General features: G+C 61.8%; 11 protein-coding genes, 1 tRNA gene and 2 rRNA genes. 8 read left to right on the top strand and 6 right to left on the bottom strand.

The features are described 5' to 3' along the window. The 7 genes from rrf (ACJ8KE_RS16220) to aceK form a co-directional block, all read left to right on the top strand. A 5S ribosomal RNA gene (gene rrf, locus ACJ8KE_RS16220) occupies positions 1 to 107 on the top strand; the annotation flags it as partial. A 14-nt stretch (positions 108 to 121) separates the two neighbouring features. Continuing rightward, positions 122 to 197: transfer RNA gene (locus ACJ8KE_RS16225), tRNA-Thr, on the top strand. 45 nt (positions 198 to 242) lie between these two features. Beyond that, a 5S ribosomal RNA gene (rrf, locus tag ACJ8KE_RS16230) occupies positions 243 to 358 on the top strand. Positions 359 to 558: 200 nt separating this feature from the next. Next, positions 559 to 1,488: a homoserine O-acetyltransferase MetA gene (gene metA / locus ACJ8KE_RS16235; protein ID WP_004936623.1), complete on the top strand. Its 930-nt coding sequence runs from the start codon at positions 559 to 561 to the stop codon at positions 1,486 to 1,488. 374 nt (positions 1,489 to 1,862) lie between these two features. Beyond that, positions 1,863 to 3,461 (top strand): malate synthase A, encoded by a 1,599-nt coding sequence (gene aceB / locus ACJ8KE_RS16240; protein ID WP_016930307.1) that lies wholly within the window; start codon positions 1,863 to 1,865, stop codon positions 3,459 to 3,461. Positions 3,462 to 3,502: 41 nt separating this feature from the next. Continuing rightward, positions 3,503 to 4,810 (top strand): isocitrate lyase, encoded by a 1,308-nt coding sequence (gene aceA, locus ACJ8KE_RS16245; RefSeq protein ID WP_004936630.1) that lies wholly within the window; start codon positions 3,503 to 3,505, stop codon positions 4,808 to 4,810. Positions 4,811 to 4,879: 69 nt separating this feature from the next. Next, a complete protein-coding gene (gene aceK, locus ACJ8KE_RS16250) occupies positions 4,880 to 6,634 on the top strand; it encodes a bifunctional isocitrate dehydrogenase kinase/phosphatase (RefSeq protein ID WP_261106433.1) in 1,755 nt (584 codons plus the stop codon). A 1-nt stretch (position 6,635) separates the two neighbouring features. On the opposite strand, the gene ACJ8KE_RS16255 is transcribed toward aceK, so the two are convergent. The 5 genes from ACJ8KE_RS16255 to iclR all read right to left on the bottom strand — a co-directional run bounded on the left by ACJ8KE_RS16255 (position 6,636) and on the right by iclR (position 12,201). After that, positions 6,636 to 7,277: a bifunctional 4-hydroxy-2-oxoglutarate aldolase/2-dehydro-3-deoxy-phosphogluconate aldolase gene (locus tag ACJ8KE_RS16255; protein WP_016930304.1), complete on the bottom strand. Its 642-nt coding sequence runs from the start codon at positions 7,275 to 7,277 to the stop codon at positions 6,636 to 6,638. 54 nt (positions 7,278 to 7,331) lie between these two features. Continuing rightward, entirely contained in the window at positions 7,332 to 9,146 is a 1,815-nt protein-coding gene (edd, locus tag ACJ8KE_RS16260) for a phosphogluconate dehydratase (protein ID WP_033639249.1), read from the bottom strand. Between the two features lie 98 nt (positions 9,147 to 9,244). Then, complete coding sequence (gntU, locus tag ACJ8KE_RS16265) at positions 9,245 to 10,582, bottom strand: gluconate transporter (RefSeq protein ID WP_015379253.1); 1,338 nt, start codon at positions 10,580 to 10,582, stop codon at positions 9,245 to 9,247. Next, a complete protein-coding gene (gene gntK / locus ACJ8KE_RS16270; RefSeq protein ID WP_004936645.1) occupies positions 10,579 to 11,118 on the bottom strand; it encodes a gluconokinase in 540 nt (179 codons plus the stop codon). The genes gntU and gntK overlap by 4 nt, the downstream gene beginning before the upstream one ends. 252 nt (positions 11,119 to 11,370) lie before the next feature. After that, positions 11,371 to 12,201: a glyoxylate bypass operon transcriptional repressor IclR gene (iclR, locus tag ACJ8KE_RS16275; RefSeq protein WP_004936648.1), complete on the bottom strand. Its 831-nt coding sequence runs from the start codon at positions 12,199 to 12,201 to the stop codon at positions 11,371 to 11,373. A 196-nt stretch (positions 12,202 to 12,397) separates the two neighbouring features. Here iclR and metH point away from each other — a divergent pair, with 196 nt between their 5' ends. Next, a complete protein-coding gene (metH, locus tag ACJ8KE_RS16280; RefSeq protein ID WP_028127552.1) occupies positions 12,398 to 16,093 on the top strand; it encodes a methionine synthase in 3,696 nt (1,231 codons plus the stop codon). A gap of 38 nt (positions 16,094 to 16,131) precedes the next feature. Here the strand turns inward: metH and ACJ8KE_RS16285 are convergent, their stop codons facing one another. Beyond that, a complete protein-coding gene (locus tag ACJ8KE_RS16285; protein ID WP_004936656.1) occupies positions 16,132 to 16,842 on the bottom strand; it encodes a UTRA domain-containing protein in 711 nt (236 codons plus the stop codon). Positions 16,843 to 16,980: the final 138 nt, after the last annotated feature.

Genomic DNA, 16,980 nt, shown 5'->3' on the forward strand with positions numbered 1-16,980 from the left:
AATAGCGCGGTGGTCCCACCTGACCCCATGCCGAACTCAGAAGTGAAACGCCGTAGCGCCGATGGTAGTGTGGGGTCTCCCCATGCGAGAGTAGGACACTGCCAGGCATCAAATTAAGCGTGCTGATATGGCTCAGTTGGTAGAGCGCACCCTTGGTAAGGGTGAGGTCCCCAGTTCGACTCTGGGTATCAGCACCACTTTATTTAAAGTGGGTTTAGAAGTTCGGCAGAAAAAAGAATTTGCTTGGCGGCAATAGCGCGGTGGTCCCACCTGACCCCATGCCGAACTCAGAAGTGAAACGCCGTAGCGCCGATGGTAGTGTGGGGTCTCCCCATGCGAGAGTAGGACACTGCCAAGCATCAAATAAGCCAAGAGGCCATCCGAAAGGATGGCCTTTTTGCTTTCAGTACCTCTCATCCTACCTGCCAAGATCCTGGCGCAGCTCGCGCAATGAAACATTTTCACCTTTCCGCTGAATGCTCGACAGCGACGGAAAAAAACGCTATCTTCGGGCATCTAGAAGTCTAAACGTATAAATGGATATGTGAGGGTTAAGCAATGCCGATTCGTGTTCCTGATGAGTTACCTGCGGTCAATTTCTTGCGCGGTGAGAATGTCTTCGTGATGACATCCTCGCGGGCAAAAACACAGGAAATCAGGCCACTGAAAGTGCTGATCCTCAACCTGATGCCAAAGAAGATCGAAACGGAAAACCAGTTTCTGCGTCTGTTGTCCAACTCGCCGCTGCAGATTGATATCCAGCTGCTGCGCATCGACAGCCGCGAATCGAAGAATACGCCGGCCGAGCATCTGAACAACTTCTACTGCGACTTCGAGGATATCCAGAATGAGAACTTCGATGGCCTGATTGTCACCGGCGCGCCGCTGGGGCTGGTTGATTTCTGCGATGTTGCCTATTGGCCGCAGATCGAACGGGTCATTGACTGGGCCAAAAACCATGTCACCTCTACGCTGTTCGTGTGCTGGGCGGTACAAGCGGCGTTGAATATCCTGTACGGCATTCCCAAGATGACGCGCGAAGTGAAGCTCTCCGGCGTTTATCCGCACCAAACGCTGCAGCAGCATGCGTTGCTGACGCGCGGCTTCGACGAAAGCTTCCTGGCGCCGCATTCACGCTATGCCGATTTCCCGACCGAGGTGATTCGCCAATATACCGACCTGGATATTCTGGCCGAATCCGAGCAGGCCGGCGCCTACCTGTTCGCCAGCAGGGATAAGCGCCTGGCATTTGTCACCGGCCATCCTGAGTATGATGCCCTGACCCTGGCCGGGGAGTATTGTCGCGACAACGAAGCTGGCCTCGATCCTGCCGTACCGCTCAACTACTTCCCCGATGACAACCCCGCACTGACACCGAAAGCCACCTGGCGCAGCCATGGCCACCTGCTGTTCTCCAATTGGCTCAACTATTACGTCTACCAGATCACGCCTTACGATCTGCGCCATATGAATCCGACTCTCGACTGATCTTTCCTGCCTGCCGGCGGCTGAATCGAGGCCGCCGCGCTGTTGATCCTCTGTACGATCCTCTTTTTACCCGCCACTTTTTCCAAAAAACCATTGGCCAACAGCGCGTTAGCCTGTCTTTGCGATTCTATTGGAACCGATTTCCTTACCCATTAGTTATGTTATTTGTTCTAACCAATTGATAATAAAGTGTTAATAAAATATTTAATAATAAAATGGAAATGGTTTTTGATTTTTATTTTTTGTTGAGTATTCTTAGAGCTATCGGGATGAGATCTGACCAGTTTAGGATCGTTTCATCCGCCCTGATCCACAGTGATTTCTGATGAAAATGCGCCGATCGCTCGGGCGCAATGATGGGAAGGAGCAAGGTCATGACGCAACAGATAGCAGGCACGGAGTTAAGGTTTACCCAGGGTTTCGCCGCTGCGGAGCGCCAGGTATTAACGGATGAAGCGGTTGAATTCCTGGCGGAACTGGTGGGGAAATTCACGCCGCGGCGCAATGAGCTGCTGGCGGCGCGTGCCCGCTGGCAGCAAAATATCGATCGCGGCGAGCTGCCTGGATTTATTTCGGAAACCAATTCCATTCGTGAAGGCGACTGGCAGATCCGCGGCATTCCGCAAGACCTGCGCGATCGCCGGGTCGAGATCACCGGGCCGGTAGAACGCAAGATGGTGATCAATGCGCTTAACGCCAACGTAAAAGTGTTTATGGCGGACTTCGAAGACTCCCTGGCGCCAAGCTGGGATAAAGTCATCGACGGTCAAATCAACCTGCACGATGCGGTTAACGGCACCATCTCCTACACCAATGAAGCCGGCAAGATCTACCAGCTGAAACCGAATCCGGCGGTGTTGATCGCTCGCGTGCGCGGCCTGCATTTGCCGGAAAAACACGTGCTGTGGCGTGATGAAGCCATTCCCGGCGGCCTGTTCGATTTCGCGCTGTATTTTTATCACAACTATCGCCAGCTGTTGGCCAAGGGCAGCGGCCCGTATTTCTACCTGCCGAAAACCCAGTCCTGGGAAGAAGCGGCCTGGTGGAGCGATGTCTTCAGCTTTACCGAGGATCGATTCGATCTGCCGCGCGGCACCATCAAGGCGACCGTGTTGATCGAAACCCTGCCGGCGGTGTTCCAGATGGACGAGATCCTCTATCACCTGCGTGATCACATCGTCGGCCTGAACTGCGGCCGTTGGGATTACATCTTCAGCTACATCAAAACGCTGAAGAATCACGGCGATCGCGTGCTGCCGGATCGTCAGTCGGTGACCATGGAGAAACCTTTCCTCAGCGCCTATTCACGCCTGTTGATCAAAACCTGTCATAAGCGCGGCGCCTTCGCTATGGGCGGCATGGCGGCGTTTATCCCGAGCAAAGACGCTGAGAAAAACGCCTGGGTGCTGAACAAGGTGCGGGCGGACAAAGAGTTGGAGGCCAACAATGGCCACGACGGCACCTGGGTGGCGCATCCGGGGCTGGCGGACACGGTGATGGAGGTGTTCGGCAACGCATTGGGCGATCGCCAGAACCAGCTGGACGTGATGCGTGAGCAGGATGCGCCAATCAGCGCCGCGCAGCTGCTGGAACCGTGCGACGGCGAACGCACCGAAGCGGGGATGCGCGCCAATATCCGCGTGGCGGTGCAGTACATCGAAGCCTGGATCTCCGGCAACGGCTGCGTGCCTATCTATGGGTTGATGGAAGATGCCGCAACGGCGGAGATCTCCCGTACCTCTATCTGGCAGTGGATCCACCATGAGAAGAGCCTGAACGACGGGCGCCCGGTCACCAAGGCGCTGTTCCGCCAGATGTTGCAAGAAGAGATGTTGGTGGTGCGTGAAGAAGTAGGGGAAGCGCGCTTTAACGCCGGCCGGTTCGAAGAGGCGGCGCGCCTGATGGAGCGCATCACCACGCAAGATGAATTAATCGATTTCCTGACGTTGCCCGGCTATGCGCTGCTGGCCTGAACTTTCCCAATCAACCCTACATGACTGAAAGGATAAAAATTATGTCTACCTCTCGCTCTCAACAGATCCAGCAGCTGGAACAGGAATGGAAATCGGCCCGTTGGGAAGGTATCACCCGCCCTTACAGCGCCGAAGACGTGATCAATCTGCGCGGTTCGGTCAACCCGGAATGCACCCTGGCGCAAAACGGCGCCGCCAAACTGTGGGCGTTGCTGAACGGCAAGGCGCGCAAAGGCTACGTGAACTGCCTGGGCGCGCTCACCGGCGGCCAGGCGCTGCAGCAGGCCAAAGCCGGCGTCGAGGCTATCTACCTGTCCGGCTGGCAGGTGGCGGCCGACGCCAACAGCGCGGCGGCCATGTACCCTGACCAGTCGCTGTATCCGGTGGACTCGGTACCGAAGGTGGTCGAGCGCATCAACAACACCTTCCGCCGCGCCGATCAGATCCAATGGGCGAACCAGATTGAGCCGGGCAGCAAAGGCTACACCGATTACTTCCTGCCGATCGTCGCCGATGCGGAAGCCGGCTTCGGCGGCGTGCTGAACGCCTTTGAGCTGATGAAAGCGATGATCACCGCCGGCGCCGCCGGGGTGCACTTCGAAGATCAGCTGGCGGCGGTGAAGAAATGCGGTCATATGGGCGGCAAAGTGCTGGTGCCGACGCAGGAAGCGATCCAGAAGCTGGTCGCCGCTCGCCTGGCGGCCGACGTGCTCGGCGTGCCGACGCTGGTGATCGCCCGTACCGACGCCGATGCGGCCGACCTGCTGACGTCCGATTGCGATCCGTATGACAGCGCCTTCGTCACCGGCGAGCGCACGGCGGAAGGCTTCTTCCGCACCCATGCCGGCGTCGAACAGGCGATCAGCCGCGGCCTGGCTTATGCTCCTTACGCCGATATGGTGTGGTGCGAAACCTCAACGCCGGATCTGGATGCCGCTCAGCGCTTCGCCGACGCCATTCACGCCAAATACCCGGGCAAGCTGCTGGCCTACAACTGCTCGCCGTCGTTCAACTGGAAGAAAAACCTCGACGACCAGACCATCGCCCGCTTCCAGCAGGCGCTGTCGGACATGGGCTACAAGTATCAGTTCATCACGCTGGCGGGGATCCACAGCATGTGGTTCAACATGTTCGACCTGGCGCACGCTTATGCGCAGGGCGAAGGGATGAAACACTACGTCGAGAAGGTGCAGCAGGCGGAGTTCGCCGCGGTGGATCGCGGTTACACCTTCGCGTCGCACCAGCAAGAGGTGGGCACCGGCTACTTCGACAAAGTCACCACCATCATTCAGGGCGGCGCCTCTTCGGTCACTGCGCTGACCGGTTCGACGGAAGAACAGCAGTTCTGATGCGGCAAGCTTGAAGACGTTTCACCGGAGCCTGCATGCGCAGGCTTCTTTTTCTGGCGGGGGGTAAGGATGGCGGCAAAACTGGAGTTGTTGATCGCACAGACGATCCTGCAAGGCTTCGATGCGCAGTACGGCCGCTTTCTGGAAGTGACCGCCGGCGCGCAGCAGCGCTTTGAGCAGGCGGACTGGCCGGCGGTGCAGCAGGCGATGAAAAAGCGCATTCATCTGTACGACCATCACGTCGGTCTGGTGGTGGAGCAGCTTAAATGCATCACCGGGCAGAAATATTTCGACGCCGACTTCCCCAGCCGGGTCAAAGCGGTCTATATCGACCTGTTGCCGGACTACCCGCGTTTCGAGATCGCCGAAAGCTTCTTTAACTCGGTCTATTGCCGGCTGTTCAAGCACCGCGATCTGACGCCGGACAAGCTGTTCGTGTTCAGTTCGCAGCCGGAACGGCGCTTTCGCGACATTCCGCGTCCGCTGGCGCGCGATTTCACCCCCAATGGCGATCTGTCGGCGATGCTGCGCAGTGTGCTGAGCGATCTGCCGCTGCGGTTGCCGTGGGAGGATTTGACGCGCGATATTCGCTATATCACCCAGGCGCTGCAACGCGCCTTCAGCCCACAGCAACTGGCAGGGGCGACCTTCCAGATCGCCAACGAGCTGTTCTATCGCAACAAGGCCGCCTGGCTGGTCGGCAAGCTGCGCCTGGCCGACGGCGTTTATCCGTTCTTGCTGCCGATCCACCACAGTGAATCGGGCGCGCTGTTTATCGACGCCTGCCTGACCGGCAAGGCCGAGGCCAGCATCGTCTTCGGCTTCGCCCGCTCTTATTTCATGGTCTACGCACCGCTGCCGGCGGCGATGGTGGAGTGGCTGCGCGAGATCCTGCCGGGCAAGACCACCGCCGAGCTGTACATGGCGATCGGTTGCCAGAAGCACGGCAAAACCGAATGCTACCGCGAATACCTGACTTTTATGGCGCACTCGCAGGAGCAGTTCATCATTGCGCCGGGGGTGAAGGGCATGGTGATGCTGGTGTTTACCCTGCCGTCCTTCGATCGGGTGTTTAAAGTGATCAAAGACGAATTCGCCCCGCAAAAAGAGGTGACGCAGGCGCAGGTGATGGCTTGCTATCAGCTGGTGAAAGAGCACGATCGCGTCGGGCGCATGGCGGATACCCAGGAGTACGAGAATTTCGTCGTCGACAAGGCGCGCCTCAGCCCGGAACTGCTGGCGGAGCTGCGGCGCGAAGTGCCGGGCAAGCTGGAAGATCTTGGCGATCGCATCGTGATTAAGCACCTGTATATGGAACGGCGCATGACCCCGCTGAATCTGTATCTGGAGCAGGCCAACGACCAGCAGATGCGCGATGCGATTGAAGAGTACGGCAATGCCATCAAACAGCTGGCCGCCGCCAATATCTTCCCCGGCGACATGCTGTTCAAGAACTTTGGCGTGACGCGCCACGGGCGGGTAGTGTTCTACGACTACGACGAGATTTGCTACATGACCGAGGTCAACTTCCGCGATATCCCGCCGCCGCGTTATCCGGAAGATGAACTGGCCAGCGAGCCGTGGTACAGCATCGCGCCCAACGACGTGTTCCCGGAAGAGTTCCGCCACTTTCTGTGCGGCGATCGGCGCATTCGGCAGATGTTTGAAGAGCTGCACAGCGATCTGTTTACCGCGGAGTATTGGCGCGGGTTGCAACAGCGCATCCGCGAGGGGCATGTGGAAGACGTATTCGCTTATCGCAAGAAGCAGCGGTTCAGCCAGCGCAGCGGGGCGGCGCTGCCGGCCGCCACCGCTGCGATGTAAATCAGGCCTGAGCGCCCGCGACGGCGGCGCGCGCCAGTTCGGTAATGCGCGCGTAGTCGCCGCTTTCGAGCGCGTCCGCCGGCACCAGCCAGGAGCCGCCGATGCACAGCACGCTTTTCAGCGCCAGATAGCTGCGGTAGTTGTCCGGTGAGATGCCGCCGGTCGGGCAGAAGCGCACCTGCGGGAACGGGCCGCCGATCGCCTGCAGCGCTTTTACGCCGCCGTTGGCTTCCGCCGGGAAGAATTTAAACTCACGCAGGCCGTAATCCATGCCCTGCATCAGTTCGGAAACGGTGCTGATGCCCGGGATCAAGGGAATGGAACCGGCGGTGGCGGCCTTAAGCAGCTCGTCGGTCAGGCCTGGGCTGATGGCGAACTGCGCGCCGGCTTCGGTCACTTCCCGCAACTGCTGCGGATTGATCACCGTACCGGCGCCGATGATCGCTTCCGGCACCTCTTGGGCGATGGCGCGAATGGCGTCCATGGCGCAGGCGGTGCGCAGCGTCACCTCCAGCACCCGCACGCCGCCGGCGACCAGCGCTTTCGCCAGCGGCACCGCATATTCCAGCTTGTTGATCACGATGACCGGCACCACCGGCCCCGCCGTCAGGATCTGCTCGGCGCTTGTTGTCCACTTGTTCATGCTGACGTTCTCCTCTGTGGCCGCCGCCAGGCGGCGATGCGGCCAGGCTATCGATTAAAATTTGATGCAGCAGGCGCCCTGTTCGGCGCCGGACAGCTGGCTGCGCAGCGCGCCGAACAGCTCGCGGCCGCAGCCGATGTGTTCCGCGCTCAGATCGGGTTGGCATGGCGTGCGCCGGGCCAGTTCGTCGGCGTCGACCAGCACCTGCAGCTCGCCGCTGCGGCCGTTGACGCGGATCGGATCGCCGTCGCGCACTTTCGCCAGCAGGCCGCCGGTATAGGCTTCCGGGGTGACGTGGATGGCGGAAGGCACCTTGCCGGAGGCGCCGGACAGGCGGCCGTCGGTCACCAGCGCCACTTTGAAGCCGCGATCCATCAGCACGCCCAGCGGCGGCATCAGCTTGTGCAGCTCGGGCATGCCGTTGGCCTGCGGCCCCTGGAAACGCACCACCACCACACAATCGCGATCCAGCTTGCCGGCTTCGAACGCCGGCACGATGTCGTGCTGGCTGTCGAACACTACCGCCGGCGCTTCGATGATCTGGTTGTCGGCGGGCACCGCCGAGGTTTTCATCACCGCGCGGCCCAGGTTACCGGCCATCACTTTGGTGCCGCCGTGATGTTCAAACGGCTGAGTGACGCTGGCGATCACGCTGGCGTCGAGCGAGCCGGCCACGCCTTCGCGCCACACCAGTTGGCCGTTATCCAGCCACGGTTCCTGGGTGTAGCGGCGCAGGCCGAAACCGGCCACGGTATGCACGTCTTCGTGCAGCAGCCCGTGTTGCAGCAGCTCTCGCACCACCAGCGGCACGCCGCCGGCGGCCTGGAACTGGTTGATGTCGGCCGGGCCGTTCGGATAGATGCGGCACAGCAGCGGCACCGCCTCCGACAGCTCCGAGAAATCGTCCCAGGTGATGATGATGCCCGCCGCGCGCGCCATCGCCACCAGATGCATGGTCAGGTTGGTGGAGCCGCCTGTGGCCAGCAGCGAGACGATGCCGTTCACCACCACTTTCTCGTCCACCAGGCGGCCGATCGGCAGGTAGTTGCCGGCGGTATCGGTCAGTCGGGTCACCTGGCGCGCGGCGGCGTCGTTCAGCGCGTCGCGCAGCGGCGTGTCAGGATGGACGAAGGAGGCGCCCGGCAGATGCAGGCCCATCACTTCCATCACCATCTGGTTGGTGTTGGCGGTGCCATAGAAGGTGCAGGTGCCGATGCCGTGATAAGAGGCTGCCTCGGCCTCCAGCAGCGCCAGGCGGTCAGCCTTGCCTTCGGCGTACAGCTGGCGTACGCGCACCTTTTCCTTGTTCGGCAGGCCGCTGCTCATCGGGCCGGCCGGCACGAACAGCGCGGGCAGGTGGCCGAAGGAGAGGGCGGCCATCACCAGCCCCGGTACGATCTTGTCGCAGATGCCGAGGAACAGCGCGCCGTCGAACATATTGTGCGACAGGCCGACGGCGGCCGACATGGCGATCACGTCGCGGCTCATCAACGACAGCTCCATGCCGTCCTGCCCCTGCGTCACGCCGTCGCACATCGCCGGCACGCCGCCGGCCACCTGGCCCACGGCGCCGACCGCCTTCAGCGCCTGCTTCAGCCGCTGCGGGTAGTGTTCATACGGCTGGTGGGCCGACAGCATGTCGTTGTAGGCGGTGATGATGGCGATATCGCTGCGCACCATGTTTTTCAGCGACGCCTTGTCATCGGGCTGACAGGCGGCGAAGCCGTGGGCCAGGTTGCCGCAGGCCAGCTGCGCGCGGTGGACGGTTTGGGCGCGGGCCGCCTCGATACGCGCCAGATAGGCGGCGCGGCTGGCCTGGGAACGGTCGATGATGCGCTGTGTGACACGGGACAAGGTTGGATTAATCATGCCTTCCTCACATTGCTGTTGTTATAGTCGCCGCCTGTGGCGGTGCCCCCGGGGGTGATTTGCAGCCCTGGTGTGCAAGGCCGGGGGCGATTTGGGATTTAAAACATCGTGAATGCAATCATGCCGATGGCGCCGCCGACGCTGCCCAGAATGGTTTCCATCACCGTCCAGGTTTTCAGCGTTTGCAGTTCGTTGGCGCCGGTAAATTTGCCGAACAGCCAGAAGCCGGCGTCGTTGACGTGGCTCAGCACGATGGAGCCGCCGGCGATGCAGATGGCCAGCGCGGCCAGTTGCCCGCCGCTGAGCCCGAGCTGGCTGGTGACCGGCAGCACCAGGCCGACGGTGGTCAGGCAGGCGACGGTGGCCGAGCCCTGAATCACCCGCACCATGGCGGACAGCGCGAACGCGGCTACGGCGATCGGCAGGCCGGCGCCGATCATGGCGTCACCCAGCGCCGGCCCGACGCCGGAATCCACCAGGATCTGCTTGAACACCCCGCCGGCGCCGGTCATCAGCAGGATGATCCCGGCCGGCTGCACCGCGGCGGAGCAGATGGCCAGGGTCTGTTCGTTGCTCATGCCGCGCGGTTTCGCCAGACCGTAAATCACGATCAGGCAGGCCAGCAGGATGGCGGTGAACGGGTGGCCGATAAACTCCAGCCACTGCTGCAGCTGCGAGCCGGGGGTGACCAGCCGCGCGCCGATAGTCTTCATGCCGACCAGCACCAGCGGGCACAGCACCAGCGCCAGGCTAAAGCCGAACGACGGCAGATTGCCCTTGGTCAGCGTCGGTTCGTTCTCTTCCGGCGGCATTGGCCAGTTGACGAAGCGGCTGATAAAGCTGCCGTACAGCGGGCCGGCGATCAGCATGCCGATCACCGCCGCCACCAGGCCGATGGCGATCATCCAGCCGAAGTCGGCCTTCATCTGCGACGCCAGCAGCATCGGCACCGGCCCCGGCAGCAGGAAGGACGCGGCGGCTGCCACGCCGGCGAACAGCGGGATGGCCAGCTTGACGATATTGCCGTCGGTGCGGCGCGCCACGGCGAACACGATGCCGATCAGCAGCACCACCGCCACGTCGAAGAACAGCGGCAGCGCGCAGATCAGGCCGGCGATGCCGAGCGCGTAGTGCGCCTTGCTTTGTCCGAATCGTTTCAGCAATTGCGCCGCAATTTGATCGAGCGCGCCGACCTCATGCAGGATCTTGCCGAACATCGCCCCGAGCGCCACCACGATCGCCAGGAAGCCCAGTGTGTCGCCCATGCCTTTCTGCATGGTGTCGGCGATGTGTTCCAGCGGCATGCCGGAGAAAATGCCGGCGGCGATGGACACCAGCATCAGCGCGACGAAGGCGTGCATGCGCGCCTTCATCACCAGGAATAACAGCAGTAAAACCGAGCCGACTGCGGTACCGACCAGCGTTACGGTACTCACGCGCACACGTCCTGCGGCAGGAAACTCTGGATATGGCGCACGGTATCGGCGATCACCGCGTCCAGCGGCTGATTGATGTCGATCGCCATCACGTCGTTCTCGTCGGCGCCCGGTTGCTCCAGCGCGGCGAACTGGGTGACCAGCATCTGCGGCTTGAAGAAGTGGCCGTTGCGCGCCGCCAGGCGGGATTCGATCACCGGGAACTCGCCGTGCAGATAGATGAATGACAGGTTGCCGTTGCCGGCGCGCAGGCGGTCGCGATACTGCTTTTTCAACGCCGAGCAGACGATGATCGACACGTTGTTGGTGCGTTGCATGGCGAAGGCGGCGTCGTTGAGCGCGGCCAGCCACGGCGCGCGATCGTCGTCGTTCAACGCCTCGCCGGCGGCCATCTTCAGGATATTGCTGCGCGGGTGCAGGAAGTCGCCGTCGAGGAAGCCGGCGGAGAGTTGGCGGGCCGCGGCGGCGGCGACGGCGGACTTGCCGCTGCCGGAAACGCCCATAACGACGTAAATGCGATTTTGATTGTTGGTCATGGCTTGGCTCCAAAACACCGGGTGACGTTACCTTCGTTCAGTTTGATTGTTACCGGTAACATGTTATCGGTAACATTGTCGAAGGAAGTTTGAGCGGTTGCAATGGGCTTTCGCCGTGAGGATCGTTAACTGTGATCGGCTTCAAGCTTTTTGCCTGTGTGCTAAACAGGATGCCGACAGCCTGTTACATGCTGACAACAGAGCATGGCAGGGAAGCAGGGGCGCGCTGGGGCGCCCCTCAGATGGGCGGGATCAGCGCACGCCGCCGTAGGCCAGGCTGATCTCTTTGGCCGCATGGATCACCAGCGCGCCCAGCTCGATCACGCGATCGTCGGTGATGCGCGACACCGGGCCGGAGATGGAAATGGCGGCGAAGGCTTCGCGGTGCTCGTCGAAGATGCAGGCCGCCACACAGCGCAGGCCGAGCGCGTGCTCTTCGTCGTCAAAGGAGAAGCCCTGTTTGCGGATCTGCGCCAGCCCCTCTTTCAGGTTGTGCGGCGTCAGGGTGTGCGGCGTGTAGGTGTGCATGCCTTTCTTGTGCAACAGTTTGGTCACCTGATCGTCCGGCAGGGTGGCGAGGAACGCTTTGCCGGCGCCGGAGGCGTGCATCGGCAGTTTGCCGCCGATCGGCGCCGACATGCGCATCAGCGCCGTACACTGCACCTGATCGATGATGATCGCCTGGTACTCGCTGGTATCCAGCACCGCCAGGTTGACGGTTTCGCCGGACTCTTCCATCAGGCGGCGCAGCGTCGGATGCACCATCGCCAGCAGGTTGCGGCTTTGCAGGAAGCTGCTGCCGACCACAAAAGCGTGCGAGCCGATGGTCCACAGGCCGAGATCGCCGACCTGGCGCACGAATCCCTGCTGCTGCATGGTGGTGAGCAGGCGGTGAGTGGTGGAGTTCGGCAGGCCGGCCTGCTGTGCCAGATCGGTCAGCGCCACGTTGCCCTGGGCTTCCGAAATGTATTCCAACAGTTTCAGGCCACGGGTCAACGATTGTACCTGACCGGTCGCCGCACTGGCGGCGGGGGCTGCTGCGCGGGGCTTCTTGCCGCGCTTGGCGGGAGCAGGGGTGGCCATGGGTGAGATTCCTTTTTCCGTATGATGGAATTCATTTTCGTTTTTTGTCGATGAATTGCAAGCCGCCGTCAGCTCATCGGAGGTGTTGGCGCACAACCTGAAAAACTCTCAATTGTCGCCTGGCCCTTTGTCCTTACAAGCTGTGCTAGGATGACTCGTTGGTGTTTGCGGCAGTTGAGCAATGGGCTGGATGGCAATGGAAGGGGTTACAGTGACGAATCGAGTAGAACAACTGCGCCGCCAGTTAGCGCAGCGCATTTTGGTGTTGGACGGCGGCATGGGCACCATGATCCAGAGCTACCGTCTGGACGAGCGCGATTTTCGCGGTGAGCGTTTCGCCGACTGGCGCAGCGATCTGAAAGGCAATAACGATCTGCTGGTGCTGACCAAGCCGGAAGTGATCACCGCCATTCATTACGCCTATCTTGAGGCGGGCGCCGATATCCTTGAGACCAATACCTTCAACTCCACCTCCATCGCCATGGCCGACTACCACATGGAGTCGCTGTCCGCCGAGATTAACTATCAGGCCGCCTGCCTGGCGCGCGCCTGCGCCGACGAATGGACGGCGCGCACGCCGGAAAAACCGCGCTACGTCGCCGGGGTGTTGGGGCCGACCAACCGCACCGCGTCCATCTCGCCGAACGTCAACGATCCGGCGTTCCGCAACATCTCGTTCGATGAACTGGTGGCGGCGTACCGTGAATCGACCCGCGCGCTGGTGGAGGGCGGCGTCGATCTGATCATGATCGAAACCATCTTCGACACCCTCAACGCCAAGGCCGCCGCTTTTGCGGTGGAAACCGAATTCGAAGCGCTGGGGGTGGAACTGCCGATCATGATTTCCGGCACCATCACCGACGCCTCCGGCCGCACCCTGTCCGGCCAGACCACCGAAGCGTTTTACAATTCGCTGCGCCACGTCAAACCGCTGACCTTCGGCCTGAACTGCGCCCTGGGCCCGGACGAGCTGCGCCAGTACGTCGCCGAGCTGGCGCGCATCTCGGAGACCTATGTCACCGCGCATCCGAACGCCGGTTTGCCGAACGCCTTCGGCGAGTACGATCTGGATGCGGCCGAGATGGCGCGCCAGGTCGGGGAGTGGGCGCAGGCCGGCTTCCTCAATATCATCGGCGGCTGCTGCGGCACCACGCCGGAACATATCGCCGCGATGGCCAAGGCGGTCGAGGGCGTGCCGCCGCGCCGGCTGCCGGATATCCCGGTCGCCTGCCGCCTGGCCGGTCTGGAACCGCTGACCATCGACGCCAACACCCTGTTCGTCAACGTCGGCGAGCGCACCAACGTCACCGGTTCGGCGCGTTTCAAACGCTTGATCAAAGAAGAGAAATACAACGAGGCGCTCGACGTGGCGCGCCAGCAGGTCGAGAGCGGCGCGCAGATCATCGACATCAACATGGACGAGGGGATGCTCGACGCCGAAGCGGCGATGGTGCGCTTCCTCAACCTGATCGCCGGCGAGCCGGATATCGCCCGGGTGCCGATCATGATCGACTCCTCCAAGTGGTCCGTTATCGAGAAAGGCCTGAAGTGCATTCAGGGCAAGGGCATCGTCAACTCGATCTCGATGAAGGAGGGCGAAGAGGCCTTTATCCATCACGCCAAACTGGTGCGCCGCTACGGCGCCGCGGTGGTGGTGATGGCGTTCGACGAAGTGGGCCAGGCGGACACCCGCGAGCGCAAGTTCGAGATCTGTCGCCGCGCCTATAAAATTTTGACCGAACGCGTCGGCTTCCCGCCGGAAGACATCATTTTCGACCCGAACATCTTCGCCGTCGCCACCGGCATCGAAGAGCACAACAACTACGCCGTCGACTTTATCGAAGCCTGCGCCGACATCAAAACCCACCTGCCGCACGCGATGATCTCCGGCGGGGTGTCCAACGTGTCGTTCTCATTCCGCGGCAACGATCCGGTGCGTGAAGCAATCCACGCGGTGTTCCTGTATCACGCCATTCGCAACGGCATGGACATGGGCATCGTCAACGCCGGGCAGCTGGCGATTTACGACGATCTGCCTGGCGAGCTGCGCGAGGCGGTAGAGGACGTGATCCTCAACCGTCGCGAGGACGGCACCGAACGCCTGCTGGAGCTGGCGGAAAAGTACCGCGGCAGCAAAGACGGCGAAGCGGCGGTGCAGCAGGCGGAGTGGCGCGGCTGGCCGGTGGAGAAGCGGCTGGAATATTCGCTGGTGAAGGGCATCACCGAGTTTATCGAGCTGGACACCGAAGACGCGCGGCAGCAGGCCGAACGCCCGATCGAAGTGATCGAAGGGCCGCTGATGGCAGGGATGAACGTGGTCGGCGATCTGTTCGGCGAGGGCAAGATGTTCCTGCCGCAGGTGGTGAAATCCGCCCGCGTGATGAAGCAGGCGGTGGCCTACCTGGAACCGTACATCGAGGCCAGCAAGCAGCAGGGCACCTCCGCGGGGAAAATCCTGTTGGCGACGGTGAAGGGCGACGTGCACGACATCGGCAAGAACATCGTCGGCGTGGTGCTGCAGTGCAACAACTATGAAATCGTCGATCTTGGCGTGATGGTGCCGACGGAGAAAATCCTGCGCACCGCGCGCGAGGAGAACGTCGACATCATCGGCCTGTCGGGGCTGATCACGCCGTCGCTGGACGAGATGGTCAACGTGGCCAAAGAGATGGAGCGCCAGGGCTTTACGCTGCCGCTGCTGATCGGCGGCGCCACCACCTCCAAGGCGCACACCGCGGTGAAAATCGAGCAGAACTACAGCGGCCCGACCACCTACGTGCAAAACGCCTCGCGCACCGTGGGCGTAGTGTCGGCGCTGCTGTCCGCCACCCAGCGCGACGAGTTTGTGGCGCGCACCCGCAAAGAGTATGAAACGGTGCGCATTCAACACGCGCGCAAAAAGCCGCGCACGCCGCCGGTCGATTTGCAGAAGGCGCGCGCCAACGCCATGGCGCTGGACTGGGCCGACTATCAGCCGCCGGCGCCGCGGCAGCTTGGCGTGTTTCCGGTGTCGGCCGGTATCGAGACGCTGCGCCACTATATCGACTGGACGCCGTTCTTCATGACCTGGTCGCTGGCGGGCAAATACCCGCGCATCCTCGAGGATGAGGTGGTGGGGGAAGAGGCCAAGCGCCTGTTCCACGACGCCAATCAGATGTTGGATCGGCTGGCGGCCGAGCGTAGCCTCAACCCGCGCGGCGTTTACGGTTTGTTCCCGGCCAACCGCGTCGGCGACGACGTGGAAGTGTACTGCGACGAACAGCGCGGCGAGGTGCTGGCGGTGAGTCGCCATCTGCGCCAGCAGACGGAAAAAACCGACTTCCCGAACTATTGTCTGGCGGACTTCGTGGCGCCGAAAAGCAGCGGCAAGGCTGACTACTTCGGTGCCTTCGCGGTGACCGGCGGGCTGGAGGAGGACGCGCTGGCCGCGGCGTACGATGCACAGCACGACGATTACAACAAAATCATGGTCAAGGCGCTGGCGGATCGTTTGGCGGAGGCTTTCGCCGAATACCTGCACGAACAGGTGCGCAAGTTGCACTGGGGTTATGCCGCCGACGAGAACCTGAGCAACGAGGAACTGATCCGCGAGAACTATCAGGGCATCCGGCCGGCGCCGGGCTACCCGGCCTGCCCGGAGCACACCGAAAAAGCGACCATCTGGCAGCTGCTGGACGTCAACCGCCACACCGGCATGGAACTGACGGAGTCCTTCGCCATGTGGCCGGGGGCGGCGGTGTCCGGCTGGTACTTCAGCCATCCTGAGAGCAAGTACTTCGCGGTGGCGCAGATCCAGCGCGATCAGGTGGAAGACTATGCGGCGCGTAAAGGGATGAGCGTGAGCGAGGTCGAACGCTGGCTGGCGCCAAACCTCGGCTACGACGCCGACTGACTTTCCTCTTTAAGGGCGCAGCGATGCGCCCTTGTCATTTACAGCGCTTCCACATCGATGTGCAGCGCGTCGTACCGCCAATACTCCAGGTCGCAATCGATCACCCGGTCATGTTGATCGCGATTCACCCGCGTAATGAACAGCGCCGGGCTGCCGTAGGTCACCTTCAGCATGGCGGCGGCCTGCTGCGGCAGCAGGGTGGGCAGCATGTCGAAACGCACCCGGCCGTAGTGAATGCCGTAGCGCGCGGCGTACAGCGCGGTCAGCGACTGGGTCAGATCTTCGTCCAGAATACCGGGGAAATAGGCCGGATTGAGGTAGTGCTCGCAGTACAGCACCGCACGTCCGTCGATGTAGCGCAGCCGACGAATGCGATAGGCCTCGGCGCCGGAGGGCAGCGCCAGGCGGCCGGCCAGCGGCGCGTCGAGCGTGACGACCGCGCTGTCGATCGCTTCGGTATGCGCGGCGCGCCCCTGCTGCTGCGCCATGGCGTGAAAATGGCTGCGCTGCAGCGGATTGTAGATCAACCGTGGCGGCGAGATGAACCAGCCGCGTCGCACCTGGCGGTAGATGACGCCCTGCGCCTCCAACTGGCCGAGCGCCTCCTGCAGGGTAATGCGGGTGGTGGCGAATTGCTCGCTCAGGGCGCGTTCGGAGGGCAGCTTGCCGCCCACGGCGAACTCGCCGGCGGTGATGCGGGCGTGCAGCGTTTGGCAGATGGTGGCGACGGTCGTCGGTGCTTCACTCATACAGCGGGTGTCCCGTTTCAGTGCGTTTGGCCTTTAAGGTAGACCAGCGTCGCGTTTTCGCCGTTGCAATGGGTGATAAAACTGTCGCTTTTTTAAGCTGACATATAATTATCACATTCGTCCGTTAGATTGGTTTGG

Origin of the sequence: Serratia sp. CY56464, assembly GCF_052168435.1 — a bacterium.
Taxonomy (GTDB): Bacteria; Pseudomonadota; Gammaproteobacteria; order Enterobacterales; family Enterobacteriaceae; genus Serratia; species Serratia marcescens.

Coding starts and splice junctions, on each gene's coding strand:
- metA (WP_004936623.1), top strand. CDS start 559: ATGCCGATTCGTGTTCCTGATGAGTTACCTGCGGTCAATTTCTTGCGC.
- aceB (WP_016930307.1), top strand. CDS start 1,863: ATGACGCAACAGATAGCAGGCACGGAGTTAAGGTTTACCCAGGGTTTC.
- aceA (WP_004936630.1), top strand. CDS start 3,503: ATGTCTACCTCTCGCTCTCAACAGATCCAGCAGCTGGAACAGGAATGG.
- aceK (WP_261106433.1), top strand. CDS start 4,880: ATGGCGGCAAAACTGGAGTTGTTGATCGCACAGACGATCCTGCAAGGC.
- ACJ8KE_RS16255 (WP_016930304.1), bottom strand. CDS start 7,277: ATGAACAAGTGGACAACAAGCGCCGAGCAGATCCTGACGGCGGGGCCG.
- edd (WP_033639249.1), bottom strand. CDS start 9,146: ATGATTAATCCAACCTTGTCCCGTGTCACACAGCGCATCATCGACCGT.
- gntK (WP_004936645.1), bottom strand. CDS start 11,118: ATGACCAACAATCAAAATCGCATTTACGTCGTTATGGGCGTTTCCGGC.
- iclR (WP_004936648.1), bottom strand. CDS start 12,201: ATGGCCACCCCTGCTCCCGCCAAGCGCGGCAAGAAGCCCCGCGCAGCA.
- metH (WP_028127552.1), top strand. CDS start 12,398: ATGGAAGGGGTTACAGTGACGAATCGAGTAGAACAACTGCGCCGCCAG.
- ACJ8KE_RS16285 (WP_004936656.1), bottom strand. CDS start 16,842: ATGAGTGAAGCACCGACGACCGTCGCCACCATCTGCCAAACGCTGCAC.